The 16,345-nt window shown below is 36.0% G+C and carries 9 protein-coding genes; 3 read left to right on the forward strand and 6 right to left on the reverse strand.

Annotation, left to right across the window (positions count from 1 at the left end):
- The first annotated feature begins 210 nt into the window (after window positions 1–210).
- The gene (locus BPMYX0001_RS01685) at window positions 211–4,647 is read left to right on the forward strand and encodes a glutamate synthase-related protein (RefSeq protein WP_006093305.1); all 4,437 of its coding nucleotides are present in this window, start codon (window positions 211–213) and stop codon (window positions 4,645–4,647) included.
- Window positions 4,648–4,974: 327 nt separating this feature from the next.
- The gene (locus tag BPMYX0001_RS01690) at window positions 4,975–6,063 is read left to right on the forward strand and encodes an FUSC family protein (RefSeq protein WP_003194921.1); all 1,089 of its coding nucleotides are present in this window, start codon (window positions 4,975–4,977) and stop codon (window positions 6,061–6,063) included.
- Between the two features lie 13 nt (window positions 6,064–6,076).
- Here BPMYX0001_RS01690 and BPMYX0001_RS01695 read toward each other — a convergent pair whose 3' ends face one another.
- The 4 genes from BPMYX0001_RS01695 to BPMYX0001_RS01710 form a co-directional block, all read right to left on the reverse strand.
- Window positions 6,077–7,837 (reverse strand): ABC transporter ATP-binding protein, encoded by a 1,761-nt coding sequence (locus BPMYX0001_RS01695; RefSeq protein WP_006093309.1) that lies wholly within the window; start codon window positions 7,835–7,837, stop codon window positions 6,077–6,079.
- A gap of 53 nt (window positions 7,838–7,890) precedes the next feature.
- Window positions 7,891–8,421, reverse strand: coding sequence for a nucleoside tri-diphosphate phosphatase (ntdP, locus tag BPMYX0001_RS01700; RefSeq protein WP_003194916.1), 531 nt, complete (start codon window positions 8,419–8,421; stop codon window positions 7,891–7,893).
- A 257-nt stretch (window positions 8,422–8,678) separates the two neighbouring features.
- A complete protein-coding gene (locus tag BPMYX0001_RS01705; protein WP_003194914.1) occupies window positions 8,679–8,933 on the reverse strand; it encodes a YgaB family protein in 255 nt (84 codons plus the stop codon).
- A 250-nt stretch (window positions 8,934–9,183) separates the two neighbouring features.
- Complete coding sequence (locus BPMYX0001_RS01710; protein WP_033798583.1) at window positions 9,184–9,471, reverse strand: gamma-type small acid-soluble spore protein; 288 nt, start codon at window positions 9,469–9,471, stop codon at window positions 9,184–9,186.
- Window positions 9,472–9,594: 123 nt separating this feature from the next.
- Here BPMYX0001_RS01710 and BPMYX0001_RS01715 point away from each other — a divergent pair, with 123 nt between their 5' ends.
- On the forward strand, window positions 9,595–9,819 hold the full coding sequence (locus BPMYX0001_RS01715; protein WP_018767252.1) for a hypothetical protein: 225 nt from the start codon (window positions 9,595–9,597) through the stop codon (window positions 9,817–9,819).
- Between the two features lie 11 nt (window positions 9,820–9,830).
- Here the strand turns inward: BPMYX0001_RS01715 and BPMYX0001_RS01720 are convergent, their stop codons facing one another.
- A complete protein-coding gene (locus BPMYX0001_RS01720) occupies window positions 9,831–15,131 on the reverse strand; it encodes a lamin tail domain-containing metallophosphoesterase family protein (protein ID WP_006093313.1) in 5,301 nt (1,766 codons plus the stop codon).
- Between the two features lie 114 nt (window positions 15,132–15,245).
- A complete protein-coding gene (mutY, locus tag BPMYX0001_RS01725) occupies window positions 15,246–16,340 on the reverse strand; it encodes an A/G-specific adenine glycosylase (RefSeq protein WP_006093315.1) in 1,095 nt (364 codons plus the stop codon).
- Between the last annotated feature and the right edge of the window lie 5 nt (window positions 16,341–16,345).

Consider the following 16,345-nt stretch of genomic DNA (forward strand, 5'->3'; position numbering starts at 1 on the left):
GAAAATACATGCTACAAAAAGAAAAAATAGACGGNCACCCTCTATTTTTTTCTTTTTTTCTATTTCATAAATCACACATCAATAGTATAATTATTCATAATTATCTGTTTTATATTAAAATTCATATTAATTATTCTGTTGTTTATAAGGCAGTATACACCTTGAATAATTAGATTATTCTTAATTTTATAATAGAGGGGGGATTGACGGATGCCTAACAATACAAACAAATGGACACCGTCTTTATTTCGAAATTACGCAAATGCAGAACACGATGCGTGTGGAATCGTTTCCGTTATGGAAAAACAAAATGTTCCAACAAAAGAAAACATCGATCTTTGTATACAATCACTGATAAAAATGAATCACCGTGCTGGCTTTATTAATGGAGAAGGCGATGGTATTGGTGTTCATATCGACTTACCGAAAGCCCTTTGGAAAGAAAAATTTAAAAATAGTGGATATAATCCAGCGATTGTGGACCATCCCCACTTTATCGTTGGACATTTTTTTCTAAACAAAAAAGAAAATCCTACTCTTTTAAAGAACAGTATTCGTAATAAATTAAACAATAAAAATTTCACCGTTCTCTTCGAAAGTGATAATGTTATAAATTCTGATGCACTTGGTCCTCTTGGCAAACAAGAAGAACCGTTATTTTGGCAAATTGCTATTCTTTCAGAAACAAAAAATGAAGCCATCGACCAAGTACTATTCTCTTTAACAATTGAAATTGAAGAAAATACAGCAATTCATGTTGCTTCATTAAGCCACGACCATGTTGTATACAAAGTTCTTGGCGCTGGCGATACACTTGTTGCCTACTATGATGATTTACAACATTCACTTATTGCATCAACAATGACACTTGGACATAATCGCTATTCTACAAATACATTATCTAATTTCTTTCGCGTGCAACCATTTAGCATCCTTGGACATAATGGTGAAATTAATACAATTTCCAAGTTACGTGATCAAGCCGAAATGATCGATGTACCACTTACTGCTGGAGGCAGTGATTCTCAAGATTTAAACCGCACCTTAGAAACACTTCTCGTTCACTACAACTACAGTCTATTTGAAGCAATGGATGTATTATTTCCACCAATTATTAATGAGATTAAATTATACGAGCCACATATGCAAGATTTATATACGTATATTCGTGAAGCATGGGGACATTTCGCCCAAGGGCCGGCCGGCATTATTTCACGTTATAAAGATGAAGCTGTTTTTAGTGTAGATTCACTTGGTTTGCGACCAGTTTGGAAAGTAGAAACAGAAAGTTCCTATATCTTTTCTTCTGAACCAGGTGTCGTATCACCATCTGAATATGTAGCAGAACCAAAGTCACTTGCTCCCGGAGAAAAAGTAGGTTTGAAGTGGAATAAACAAGGTGCCCTCGTTCTCTACGAATATGAAACATACCAAGAAGAAGTATATAAACGCATGAAACAACGTATTAATTTTTCAGATTATCATTTCAACTTATCTATTCCAGCTATGGAAAAGGTCGAAGGGCTATCTAACCTCTCTCAAGTTGAAACAGAACAATATGTAGCTTTCGGCTGGGATCGCGAGCATATCCAACTTCTTGAACAGATGGCAACAAAAGGTGTTGAACCAATTCGTTCACTCGGCCATGACGCCCCTCTCGCTGCACTTGATACAGACAGACGAAACATTGCCGATTTTATAAAAGAAAGTGTTGCTGTTGTTACAAACCCAGCAATCGATCGCGACCGAGAAATTGAACACTTCTCTACACGCACAGTACTAGGAGAACGTCCTAGCTTGTTTAGTGGTGAGCAGCAAACTTTTGTTACCGAACTTTTGTCACCGATTATACTAGAAGGTCATTTAGCACAATCGATTTCAGAAGATTTAGAAATCGTTTCATATGAACAACTTGTAAATCTATTTGCAATTCATAGTACAGTTTACAAGTTATCTGTTTCCTTTCCAGCATCAGAAACTTTACAAGATGCATTAAATCGAATTAGTGCCGAAGCTACAGCAGCTATTAAAAAAGGTGCTTCTCTCTTATTGCTTGATGATGCAAAAGCTCATCAAAATGAACACTTATGGATCGATCCACATTTGATTACAGCTAAAATACATCAAGAACTAACTGAGCACAAATTACGCCGAAAATGCTCCATTGTTATAAGATCCGGCGCTCTCCGTTCTTTACACGATATTGTTACACTGTACGGACTAGGTGCAGATGTTATTAATCCATATTTAATGTTCGCAACCGTAAATGATGGGACAACGATACCAATTTCTAATTTATATAAAGCGCTAAACAAAGGTCTTGAAAAAGTCATTTCAACTATCGGTATCCATGAACTGCGTGGTTACGGCCGTCTCTTCTCTTCAATTGGTTTACACGAAGAAATTGCAAACATACTACAAATTACAAACTTTTTAGGATCACGTACTGTAGCATTTTCACTTGAATCTTTAGCAGAAGACGCTAAAGTCCGGGCACTTGATTATAACAACCCAAAAGTTAGAATGCGAAAAACGTTTCATATATTCCCTCGTATTTGGAAAGCAATTGGTGATGTGGCAAAAGGGAATGCTTACGATAATTATCGGGAGAAATTAACTGAGGTAGAAGATAAGAATCCGATTGCAATTCGTCACCTTGTCCAAATGAAAGAAGCAGAGCAACCAGTGCCGACTGAGCATGTTTCAATTGGCGTAAAAAATCATGACTTGCCGTTTATTATTAGTTCGATGTCATTTGGATCCCAAAATGAAATTGCATTCCGCGCTTATGCAGAGGCGGCAGACCGTCTCAATATGATTAGTTTAAACGGTGAAGGCGGAGAAATTAAAGATATGATTGGTAAATACCCACATACACGCGGCCAACAAATTGCATCAGGACGTTTTGGGGTGAATGCCGAACTGTTAAATTCATCAAATTTAATTGAAATCAAAATTGGTCAAGGAGCAAAACCTGGTGAAGGGGGACATTTGCCTGGATCAAAGGTAACTTCTAAAATTGCAGAAGCTCGTAATGCAACAATTGGTTCGGACTTGATTTCTCCTTCCAATAACCATGATATTTACTCGATTGAAGACTTAGCACAAATTATTACTGAAATTAAAACAGCCAATCAACTTGCAAGAGTCGCGGTCAAAGTTCCAGTTGTCCCTAATATCGGAACGATCGCTGTAGGAATTGCAAAAGCTGGTGCTGATTTTATTAATATTAGCGGCTTTGATGGTGGAACAGGTGCCGCTCGTATTCATGCACTGCAACATGTAGGCCTTCCAGTTGAAATCGGAGTAAAAGCTGCACACAACGCTCTATTAGAAGCAAATATGAGACACAACGTAGAGATTTGGGCAGATGGTGGTATCCGCAGTGTAAATGATGCACTTAAAATTATGCTTCTTGGTGCAAACCGTATTGGATTCGGTACTTTATCCATGATTGCAATCGGTTGTACAACGTGCCGGGGCTGTCACTTAGATACGTGTCATGTTGGTATTGCAACACAAATCGAATCCGAAGCGCAGGCAAAAGAACATGGACTACGTCGCTTCGTTCCGCGGCAATTTGAAAATGCTGTAGAAGGTTTATTGCACCTATTTACTACTTTCGGAACAGAACTTAAACGTTTAACCGGTGGACTCGGTTATACGAACTTACAAGAAATTGTTGGTCGCTCTGATTTGCTAGAACAAACGCGAGGCACAGAACTATTAGATTTACAAAATTTATTACAAACATTAGACAGTACATCCTACATGATAACAGGAGCAGCCCAGCAACAACATTATGCAACAACTGATTCTTTCCAATCAAAAGAGCTAGTTGGTGTTGGTGTGGATCAACGCGTAATGGGTGGTCTTGAATCATGCTACCGAGTCCGCAGTAAATTATATGACAACAATACACTGGAACCAATTACACTAAAATACACAAATGGCTCCGTTCCCGGAAACGGATTAGGTGCCTACAATAGTGAAAACTTATTTATTCACGTCAATGGTGGTGCACAAGATGGTATCGGAAAAACCTCATTTGGCGGTGGCATTTATATCACAAAAGCAAGAGGAAAAGATGGAACATACTATAACGGTTCTGTCGGAAAAGGATTCGGGTATGGTGCACAAAAAGGAACTTTATATGTGCAAGGTAACGCTGATGCACGTGCTGGCATCCGCTTATCTGGAGCAGATATGATCATCGGGGGAAGAATCACAAAACCACTTCGAGAAAAAGAACACGGGAATCTCGGTGTTCATGCAAATATTAAAGGCTTTGCTTTTGAATATATGACAAACGGTCGCGCACTCGTTCTTGGTGATCCTGGCCCATGGATTTGTGCAGGTATGACTGGTGGTGTCGTTTATTTACGCCATCAACCTAAACTTGGTTTAACAGAAGCTGCTTTGCGAAGAAGAATTGCAAAAGGAGCGAATGTAACATTACGTGAACTTAGCAAAAACGGGGAATCAGACATCACAGAATTATTATTAGACTACGTTCGTGTATTAAAGGAGCATGAACAATATGAAGAAGCTGCTCTCTTAACCCCATTATTAGAGGACATTCAGTCTCACTTTTATGAAGTCATTCCGAAAAAAGAGCAAGCAGATCCATCTATTTCGACTGAATAATTTCCATTTGCTTAAAATTGACTAAGTGAGCATCACATAGTAATCTATAATAACAATTTGAAAACCTGCTGAAATTCAGCAGGTTTTTTCACTAAAAAAGAAGGATAAAGAGAGCCGAGCAGTTCGAGGCACGGAAGCCAGGAGGATACGGAGTGTAGCTTATACTACATGAGTACCGGACTGGCGACGTAACGAAGAATCGCGACAGCTATCTTTACCGGACTTTTTGAACATCACTAAAATATCACTTGCTAACATATTGTAATGAATGTATAGTATCATGTTGTACATTCATTATGACAAGAGAGAAAGGATATTAAAAAGGGTATGAAACTTGGTGCTCGCATTTTAAAAACGGGTATTGCCATTACATTAGCTTTATTTGCTTGTACTCTGCTCCAATTACCGAGTCCAGTATTTGCGGGGATTTCAGCAATTTTTGCTGTACAGCCATCTGTATATCGCTCGTATTTGACAGCACTCGAACAAATCCAAGCAAACGTAATTGGTGCAGTATTCGCTATCGGATTTGCATTTGCTTTTGGACACAATCCTTTTATTATTGGATTAACTTGTATATTAGTTATTGCTCTTACACTACAATTACGTTTAGAAAATACAATATCAATTGCTTTAGTGACGGTTATTGCGATTATGGAATATCAAGGAGCAAACTTCTTTGACTTCGCTCTGCTTCGCTTTGCAACCATTATGGTCGGTATTGTCGCGGCTTCACTTGTAAATTTAATGTTTATGCCGCCAAAATACGAAACAAAACTATATCATCGTATCGTTGATAACACCGAAGAAATTGTGAAATGGATTCGTATGAACAGCAGACAAGCTTCTGATTTTACAACACTAAAAACAGATATTGATCGTATGAAAGAAAAAATGATTAAATTAAATCATTACTACTTACTTTACAAAGAAGAAAGAAGCTATACGAAAAAAGTACAATTTGCAAAAATTCGTAAGCTCGTCTTATTTAGACAAATGTTAGCAACAACGAGTCGTGCATTAAGTACATTAAAAGCATTACATCGCACTGAAAACGAATTACGATATATGCCTGAACCATTTCAAGAATCCATTCAAAATGAATTAGATTCATTAACACACTATCATGAACAAGTTTTGTTAAAATTTATTGGCAAAGCGAAAAAACAACAGTCTGTTGAGATGCTTGATGAAGTAGAAACTGGTAAGCAGGAATTAATCGATATATTTATGGACTATCAAAATAAAGATAATGAAGAATCATATAAAATATGGTTACATCTCTTCCCTCTTATTTCTTCAATTATTAATTACAGTGAAGAAGTTGAACATTTAGATTTACTTGTAGATAGTTTTTATACGTATCACAAACCCGAAGACGAACTACAAATTGATGAAAAAAAAGAAGATGAATGAAAAAACAGCCCCTTTACGCCAAAGGGGCTTTTTCTTCTATATGTTGAATTTGATATAAATCATAATAAAATCCTCGTTTTTGCATTAATTGTTCATGAGAACCCTTTTCTTTTATTTCACCATCTTCGATATATATGATCGTATCCACATGTGTAATAGTTGCCAATCTATGAGCAATGATTATTGTTGTACGGTCCGCAGCTAATGTTTGAAGAGCCTCTTGAATATGTCTTTCGTTCTCTAAGTCTAAAGCCGATGTTGCTTCGTCTAATATAAGTAAAGAAGGATTTTTCAAGAAGACACGTGCAATCGCTACACGCTGTCTTTGTCCACCAGACAACTTTACGCCTCTTTCTCCCACAACTGTATCGTATCCATCTGGTAGATTCATAATAAAATTATGAATCTGCGCTGCTTTTGCAGCCGCAATAACTTCCTCTTTCGTTGCTTTCGGGTTTCCATATAAAATATTAGATTGAATCGTATCACTAAATAACAGATTATCTTGCAAGACAATACCGATATGACTACGTAAATTTCTTACATTATACTCTCTCACATTCACACCATCTACATAAATCGCACCGCTAGAAACATCATAAAATCTTGGAATTAAACTAGCTAAGGATGACTTTCCACCTCCACTCGCTCCAACGAGGGCAATTTTTTCTCCAGAACGAATTGAGAAAGAAAGGTCATGTAGTACATCTTTTTCATCAGTATTATACCGAAAGGAAACTTGATCAAATACAATTTCACCAGAAAGCTTTTTTGCTTCAATTGCATTTGGAGTATTTACAATATCATACTTTTCATCTAACAGTTCAAACACTCGATCCATTGATGCAAATGATTGTGTGAGTGTTGTAGAAGAGTTAACAAGGCGGCGTAATGGACTATATAAACTATCCATATAGCCAACAAAAGCAACCATCGTTCCAAGTGTTAAAGAGCCTTGAATCACTTCATATGCCGCAAACGCAATAACGAGTAACGGTCCTAAATCCGTTAACGTATTCACTGTAGAAAATGTCCGTGCTGTCCAGCTTGTATGTGTTAATGCCTTTGTTAAAAAATCATTATTTTTCTTTTCAAACTGCCCTTTTTCATACTCTTCTAATGCAAAACTACGCGTCACTTGCATCCCTTGGATACGCTCATGTAAATAACCTTGCATCGTTGCCAATGCTTGTGAACGCTCTCTCGTTAATTTACGAAGACGCCCGAAAAAATATTTCACTGCAACTGCATAAATCGGCAAAATTAACAATGCAACAAGCGTTAATTTTATATTCATAGAAAACATAACTACAATTGCAATAAAAATTGTAGCTGTATCAAGCCAGACATTCATAAGTCCTGTAATAACAAAATCCTTCGTCTGCTCTACATCATGGATTACACGCGAAATAATTTCACCTGTTTTTGTATTTGAATAGTAGCGTAAACTTAACTTTTGTAGATGACCAAAAATATGTTTTCGTAAGTCGTAAAGTACTGTATTACCAATACGCTGTGCAAAATATTGACGATAATATTCAACAGGTGGTCTCAGTACACCAAAAATAAAAAAGGCAATCCCGATTGCTGTTATCAATTGTGATGTTTTTTCCTGAAGTGATCCACCACCTTGAATGACATCATCAATAATATACTTTAATAACCACGGCATAATAAGCGGAATACCAAACTTAATGAGTCCAATAATAATTGTAATTGTAATAAGCCATCGATATGGTTTTACAAATTGTAAGTATCGATTTATTCCTCTCATATGATCCCCCCTTAATAGGACAAACCTGCCGGGAAAACCCCTGCAGGTTTGTTCTAATCTCTATACATTAAATATCGTTCATACCACATATCTACAAAATCTGGCGCGAATGGTCCTTTTCTTTGATGAATCCACTGCGTTAAATACTCTACATTTCTTTTTAGAATCGTATCAATTACTGGAGGATAATTCATCATCTGACTATGCTTTTCATACTCATCTTCATCTAAAAGTGTATATGTCATATCTGGATATACCTTAATATCCAAATCATAATCAATATACTTTAATGCTTCAAAGTCATATGCAAATGGAGAGCTTAAATTACAATAATAATACACTCCCTCTTCTCTTAACATACCGATTACATTAAACCAATAATTTGAATGAAAATAACAAATTGCAGGCTCACGCGTAATCCATGTTCGACCATCTGATTCGGTTACTACAGTCCGATCATTTGCACCAATTACAAGACTTTGTGTCCCTTTTAAAATTGTAGTTTCTTCCCACATTCTATGAATGAAACCATTATGTTTATAACTATGTATTTGTATTTTTTCTCCTTCTTTGGGAAATCCCATACGTTCTCCCTTCTTTCACTGTGAATGCTCTTCTAAAGTTGTCCCAACTAGTATCGTTCCTTTTAAAAACGTATTGAGCCGAATTCACTTTTTTTCTATTATAACTTTTTTGTCAAAATTTTAAAACTAAACCGACACAATCCAGCTTTCGTAAAACCTTATTACTCTCCATTGACAAATCCTGATGCGACAAAAAGCCCTTTTTCATAAATTAAGAAAGGGCTTTTCCAACTAAAGCATCCGGATACATCACTTCTTTAGTTAGAAATTATTTTTTCAGTTTCAAAAGAGTGAATCACTTCATTTGTTTGTTGCTCAAATTTTTCATGCAAAAGCTTCAATGCTTGTTCCGTTTTGTGTATTTCTTGACGAATAAAATGCAACTCTTTTTTATCATCTTTTTCTTGTTCACTTGTTTCGATCTGTTGGTACTTCTCTAAATGCGCTTGTAATTTCAACAACTCATCCATTGTTTGCAATTGTTCTCCTACCAACTTATCAAATGAATTCATTATTTACCCCCTGTTTTTAATAAATTCCAACATCTATTCATACAGGATACATCGCTACTAAATATTTTCTAATGTCCTATCTCCTTCTCCTTTGACTACATTTGTTGACTTATTAGAAGTTATGTCGGCTCCCTCAACAAAATTCTTAAAGCAATCGACCTTAAACTATCACTAGTAATTTTCCCCCTGTCATAATCACATTACCAAACAAAGAAAACACTTCTCTTGAATCGAGAAGTGTTTTTCTTTGTTATTGATTCGTGCTAGAAGATTGTGATTTTTTTGCTGCTGATTGTGCATTTTGTTGTTTCACTGCTTGCACATCTGTGTCAGTTGCAAACTCTGTGCCGTAGCTAGCATTTGCACTTTGAACACCAGCGCTAGAAGCCTGTGCTTTTTTCGCTTCTGATTGTGCATTTTGTTGTTTTACTGCTTGTACATTTGTCTCAGTTGCAAACTCTGTACCATAGCTAGCATTTGTACTTTGAATGCTAGCACCAGAAGTTGCTTTGTTATAAGCTTGTTGTTTTTTACTCATCTTTCTCACCTCCACAATCAATAATGTAACCAACCCTTTCAAAAGATATCCGCAATTTTATTTTTTAATTTACGCATACATCTCCCTAGGCTCATTCAAACTACATATGATGGAGGTGTACACATGTACATTGGACGCGATATGACAGAACTATCTATGATTTCGAAAGAAGAATGGAAACAAGATGAATTAGCTTATTTTCACCATTCCTTGCAACAAATCATGCCTTATTTAAACGTAGAAGGCCAAACGATTTACAAAGAAATTATAAAAGAGATCGAATCTCGAGGTGGTCTTCAAAGAAGCGACGCGGATTGGACGCACAGTACAAAAGTTTCTTATGACTAAAAACGTGTTCCCTAATTTGGGAACACGCTCCATCTCCAACCTTTTTTACCTGTTGTAAAGGACCAAACTGGTGAAGTCACTTGACCACCATATCGGTCTTCGACTTTTATATACCATTGATACGTCGTATTTTCCTTTAAATTCTCCCATTTTACCTTTGCGTTGCGCCAATTCGCCACAAAATTATCTTTACCGATTACTTCATTCGTGTACACGTTTACTTCTACATAGTCTGTTGCGACTTGTTTTATCGCAGGTTTTAAATCAATGTCTAATTCAAATTCATCTTTTCCTGGATACTCTTCTGGTTTATAAAAATTATACTCATTTAAATATGGGGAGTACGTTTTGACATACATTTTGTTCGCAGTTGTATCAAATTGTAAAAGTCGCATATATCCTTGTCCACCCTCTGGACCACCTTGATAATCCGCCAGCATTTGATATACTTTACGATCTACGATGCCGTCCCCATTATCATCAATTTCATCAACTAATGTCTCACTATCATGATAATGTCCACTCAACACAGCTAACACATTCTTATTCGGTTTAACTACTTCATTAAAAATTTTGTCACCAATCGGACTACGATTGCCTGATACAAGTAAATATTCATGGAATGATAAAATCGCTTTTCGATTCGGATATTTCTGCAATACTTCCTTCATCCATTGAATATCTTCATCTGTAACGCCCCATCCCATATACAGCATAATAAAATCGTTGCCTTTTACTGAAATCAAATCATAATGTCCGCGGTTATCCTTATAACTTTCGCCATAAAATGGCTTATCTTTAAAACGCCAATCCCCAAAATATTTCGAGTATGCTGTATAGTCTTCATCTTTATGATTTACATCATGATTCCCGGCCAACACACCATACGGTACTTTCGCATTCTCAAGTACTTTCATATATTCATCTGCGCGCTGCCATTGAAATTCTTGATATGACTTATCAACAAGATCCCCTGTATGGAATACATATTTAATATTTAATGGATCTTTTTGTGCAGCAATCCAGTCAACCTGGCTTTTGTAAATATAGGGATAACTTTCAGAGTAATACTGTGTATCCGACATCCATACAAATGTGTAATCAAACTTATTTGGTGAACTTGGAATTTGGTCTTGCACAATTACACTTACTTTTTGATCTTTTACATATTCTTTCGCTAATACAGCACCTTTTAATTCAAAGTCCTTATCCCCAGCAATTTTTGATGTAAGTTCTGTCCACTTATTTGTCATGTAGTTCCAAGCATACATCGTAACTTTTCTTCCTTCTAGAGAATGTCCATACCATTTTACTTCTACCGTATCATCGTTTTTCACATCATCAGCAACCGTTACATCAAAACGATGATATGGAAATTTCTCTGTTGATTCCGTTATATAATATTTCCCATCTTTTTTACTAACTTTACTTAGCTGATCTTGGTCAAAACTTTTCTCACCATTCACAGCAAAAGCTTGTGGTGGTTCTTGTTCTATCGAATTTTCGGTAATTTTCATACGATCCGTTTCATTCGGCTTATACGTATACCCTTTATAAAATATTGCCTTCATTGCGTCATTTGTTGGATCAGTTACTTTTGCTTCAAGTGTCGGATTCGTGCTCACATTTTTTTCTCCATCTTTAGGTGCAATTGGAGTAGGATCTGTTGGATTTTCTGCCCAAGTTTCAAACATAATTGTCTTTTCTTCACGATTTCCTACCTGATCCTCAGCCTCTACATGTAACTCATGCTTTCCTGCTGCTAATTGTGCAGATGATGTTTCATATGGAGTTACAATTTCCTTACCATCCAATATAACTTTTTTACTTTTCACTCCTGCTATATCATCTGTAACTGTTACATCAATTGGAATTTTCCCTTTATATTTTTTCTCGTTCTGTACCGTAGTTGAAATCTTTGGTGGTGTATTATCAACTTTTACATTTGCAACGACTTCTTTATTCACACCATCTTGCACTGCAATTCGATGCTTTCCATCCTTCACTTGTTTTGTATCCCATAAATATGCATTCGAAATAAACTTTTCTTCTGGAACTTGGAATCCAAACGTAAATACTGGTGTTGATGTATCTCCATCACCAATTGATAACTCCTGATTTGGATTTGCAAAATTCGGATCATATAAAGTCGTTCCATCCGCTAATACAAGGCGAACATTTTTTAAATAAAAATCATCTTTATTCTCTTCAACTCGATTGTCAAATGGTGACGTCTTTGTGCCAGATCGAATATCAATTTTGAACGGCTCATTATATTTAATTTTTGATTGATCAATTTTTACAGTTAATGTGACATAATCACTATACGTATCATCAAATATACGTAATACCTCATTTTCAATTGTGACTGCGTTTTTAAAATACAAGTCAGTTTGCTTCACATCGAAAGCAAAATAAGCCGGCTTCTCTAACGAACGATATGTGTTCGTCTCAACTTTCTTTCCGTCCACTAAAAGAGCAAGTCGTTCAGCCCCAACCGACGAAGAGGTTCCTTTTAATAAAACTTGATTTGCAACCACTTCATCATCTTTTACATTAAGACGAAGAGGTCCTTTATCTTTCTCTCCAGCTATTTGCACTGAATACATATCACTTTTTACTACATTGAAGCCATCAGAAGCTTCCAAGTAATATGTCACTTTCTCTTTTCCAATTAATTCAGGTGAATAAATCGTATAATGATATTTTTTATCTACACGATCCTCTACTAAATTTTCAGCTTTATATTCTGCATTCGGATTCGTTTTGTAATATAATTTTACACTCTTAACTCGTTCGTTATCAAGAACGGAAAAACTCAGTTTATGATCTTGAAATTCAGAAACTAGTCCTTCTGCTGCTTTATGTGAAATCGTCGGCGCAATCGTATCCTCTTTCAAAGCAACTCGTTCAGCTGGTACTTGTCCTTCGAATATAGTTCCAGGAGATGCATTATGTTCTGCACTACTAATCTTTTGCATAATTTGCGAGCCATCTTGAGGATAGCGATATAAAATTCCCTTATTAGCTTTCACATCAGCTTGGTTTGCTTGATCATTGTAGTAAGCAGATGCAATTTCTGTCCCCGTCTTTGTTGCAACGACAATACCACGTGCACTTCCATTCGCCATTCCATTTGAATATATTCTAACAATATTTTTATTTTCTACTAAGTTCACACCAAATTGTTTATTAAAGTCAGCAACGGTTTTCTCATTGTTTTCACCATTTATAATCCAAAATACGAGAGACTGCCCTGATGGAATTACAACATCATCTGGAGTAGATCCCCAAATGAGATCACCTTCTGGTCCTTCAGATGGATAACGATATCGAATTGTATAATCCTTAAAATTAAGATCTTGTGTGCTATTGTTATACACTTCAATAAATTCATATCCATCTGCTTTCCCAACATTCGTCGTGTCCGGCGTCACTTCGGTAATCAACAACGGCGGTACGCTTTGTGGTTCTATTTTTTTATGCTCTATTTTTGTTTCATAAGATTTTTCAATTGTTTCTTGATTCCCTTGCACGACAATTTTATAGAATAATGAATTTCCCCATAGCTCTTTTTGAGGAATTGTCACCTTATAAATATCGCTATTTCCTTCTTTATTCATCTGCAATTTTTTGTGTGCTAACTTGCCATCTTGGGTATATAAAACTGCTACATTCTCTCCTCCCTTAATCGTTGCAGTGATAGTTAAATCTTCTGTTACTATATGAGCAGGTAATGCCGTATGCTCAATCGCAACGCCTACTTGATCTGATTGCTTTACTGGCTCTAGCGGTACTTGAAATGGTATTTGCACACCAGGTGTTCCTTTTTCAAACCAACCTACTTTTTGCATTTCAGTACTTTCGGTTTTGTATGCATACGCCATACTCTGACCAACTTTTACATCCTCTTTCCCATATGTTGCAGATGATAAAACTGTTCCGTACTGATCAGCAAATTGAATGGTTCTCCCAGCGCTATTAGACATTCCATCCACTTTAAGTGGAAGAACTTGTTCTTCGGTTATATTCCCGCCGTATGCTTGAATAAAGTCTTGTTTTGATAATGCTGCGTTTCCTTCATTTTTAATCCAAAACACTTTCGTTCCTTTTGATGGAATTGTTGCATTTTCTGTAAAATTCCAATCTTCACTTCCAGTTTCTGAATACTTATAAATAAGTTTATAATCTTTCAACTGTATTGCTTCACTATAATTATTGTATATTTCTATAAACTCATATCCATCTTTCCCGTTCCCATTTATCGTATCTGGCATTAGTTCAGTAATCATAACTGCCCTATTCTTTGTATAATCCTCTACATGACGTTCAACAGTACTTACATATTGTTCTTTTTCTGGAAAGGTAATAATCTTTCCATCCTGTTCAATTTCAAACCAATATGTAAGCGTATCAGACCAAACATCTAGCTTTGGAACAACAGTAGAATACAAATTATTCTCACCTTTGTTCATTTCCAGTTTTTTCACTACCAAACCGGACGCACTACGATATACAAGGTTTATTTTTGCCTTATCGTATACACTTGCTAACTGAAGTTCAATCGGTAAATCTTCATGTGCATTAATTTTCATTTTAGGTACATGCGCTGTTTCTTGTAATGACTTTTCTTTTTGATTATTATCTTTTTGTGCAGGCTGCTTTTCTATCGTTTCTTTGGAGTTTGGTTGTGCAGGCTCTAGTTGTTTGGAGTCTGGCTGGACTGCCTCTTTTTGTGTGGGTTCTGTAGGTGGATTTTCTTTTTTATGCGATTGGAATACAGTGTAAGTCCCAGGTGATGGTATTTCATTTTTCATTTCTTTCTTTGTTTCATTCCAAAAAGAATGAATGGATACATCTTTATTCTCTTTTCTTGTTTCAATGACATCTACCGTTTCATTTTTTTCAGTCGTTACTTCAATCCTAATTTGTTTATCTCTTAAATCCTCAGTAGCAAATAAAACTTGTTCTTCTTTTATTTCCGTCTTATAGCGCTCATTAATCTCATTAACTGTTTTATTTCCAAATACGATTAACTTCGTTTCTTTTGATTGTACAGATTGCTTTTCATTTTCATCTTTAAGTTTTAGCACTTTTCCATTGACCTTCAGTTGAACATTCTTCATATCCATAACTTTCGCTGATGGGTTATACAATTCGATATAGCTCAGATCATCCGTATAATGCACTTCTGAAATGAGAGTGTGCTGATTTTGTTCCTTCTCCTCAGCAAAAGTAACATGGCCTAGCCCAGTTAACGTTTGAAGTAAGAAAGTCGCTACAACTGCTGAACTGATTACTTTTTTAAGCATTTCCTATCCCCCTTTAAATTTTTCATTACAACTTTCATTGTATTTGTCATTTGTTAAGGGAATATGAAATATTTGTAAGTAATTATTATGTTTATGTCGAAAAAACTTCAACCATTAAGGCTGAAGTTTTTTAACACATTCTTCATAAATCATACGATGCGATTTAGAAAAAGGTAATTTTTCAAATTCTTCTTTAGATACAACTTTTAATGTATCTGTTTCTTTAATAGCACTTGTTACCTTCCCATAAAATACAAATACATCCCATGTCCGATGAGTAAAAGTATGTTGCACATTCATTGCATACTCATCGATAGAAATAGAAATGGAAAAGTTCTCTTTCATATAATCAGTAAGCTGTTGTTTCTGATTTCGAATCCCTTCGCTAATTTCAACATTTGGGAATTCCCACATATTTGCAAGTAATCCTGTACTCGGTCTTTTGTTAATTACATAATTTCCATCTTCTGTTTGCAGCACACCCGCAACAAGTGGCACCATTTTAGGAGCTTTCGCCTTACTTTTGACTGGTAACTCTTTCTGTACACCTTCTGCATAACCACGACAGTGTTCCCGAACTGGACAAAGTAAACAAGCTGGATTTTTCGGAATACAAATGAGCGCACCTAGCTCCATTAAGCCTTGATTAAAATAAGATGGATTTTCCTTTGAAATGATTTCACGTACAATCTCTTCAAATACTTTTCGCGTCTTAGGTTTCGCAATATCATCCCAAACCGATAATATACGGGATAAAACACGCATTACATTTCCATCTACAGCTGGCTCTGGTATACCGTATGCAATACTTAAAATTGCACCTTTTGTGTATGGACCAACACCTTTTAATTTTTCAATTTTTTTCACATCACTTGGTACTTTCCCACCATATACTTCTTTTACTTCCTTCACCGCTGCATGTAAATTCCGCGCTCTAGAATAATAACCGAGGCCTTCCCATGCTTTTAATACCTCTTCATCATCTGCCGATGCCAACGCTTCTAACGTTGGGAACTTTCCCATGAAATTTGCGTAATATGGTTTTACAGCTTCCACTCTTGTTTGCTGCAACATAATTTCAGAAACCCAAACGCGATACGGATCTTTATTTTTACGCCAAGGTAAATCACGCTGTTCTTTTTCAAACCAACTAATTAAATCATGTTGAAACTTCTCTATGTTAAAATCATCTAATATTTCAAGTGCCAAACTTG

It is taken from the genome of Bacillus pseudomycoides DSM 12442, assembly GCF_000161455.1.
Taxonomy (GTDB): domain Bacteria; phylum Bacillota; class Bacilli; order Bacillales; family Bacillaceae_G; genus Bacillus_A; species Bacillus_A pseudomycoides.

Excerpts from the sequence above, each read along its gene's own strand:
- BPMYX0001_RS01720 (WP_006093313.1), bottom strand. The coding sequence starts at position 15,131 with ATGCTTAAAAAAGTAATCAGTTCAGCAGTTGTAGCGACTTTCTTACTT.
- ntdP (WP_003194916.1), bottom strand. The coding sequence starts at position 8,421 with ATGGGATTTCCCAAAGAAGGAGAAAAAATACAAATACATAGTTATAAA.
- BPMYX0001_RS01695 (WP_006093309.1), bottom strand. The coding sequence starts at position 7,837 with ATGAGAGGAATAAATCGATACTTACAATTTGTAAAACCATATCGATGG.
- BPMYX0001_RS01690 (WP_003194921.1), top strand. The coding sequence starts at position 4,975 with ATGAAACTTGGTGCTCGCATTTTAAAAACGGGTATTGCCATTACATTA.
- BPMYX0001_RS01705 (WP_003194914.1), bottom strand. The coding sequence starts at position 8,933 with ATGAATTCATTTGATAAGTTGGTAGGAGAACAATTGCAAACAATGGAT.
- BPMYX0001_RS01710 (WP_033798583.1), bottom strand. The coding sequence starts at position 9,471 with ATGAGTAAAAAACAACAAGCTTATAACAAAGCAACTTCTGGTGCTAGC.
- BPMYX0001_RS01715 (WP_018767252.1), top strand. The coding sequence starts at position 9,595 with ATGTACATTGGACGCGATATGACAGAACTATCTATGATTTCGAAAGAA.
- BPMYX0001_RS01685 (WP_006093305.1), top strand. The coding sequence starts at position 211 with ATGCCTAACAATACAAACAAATGGACACCGTCTTTATTTCGAAATTAC.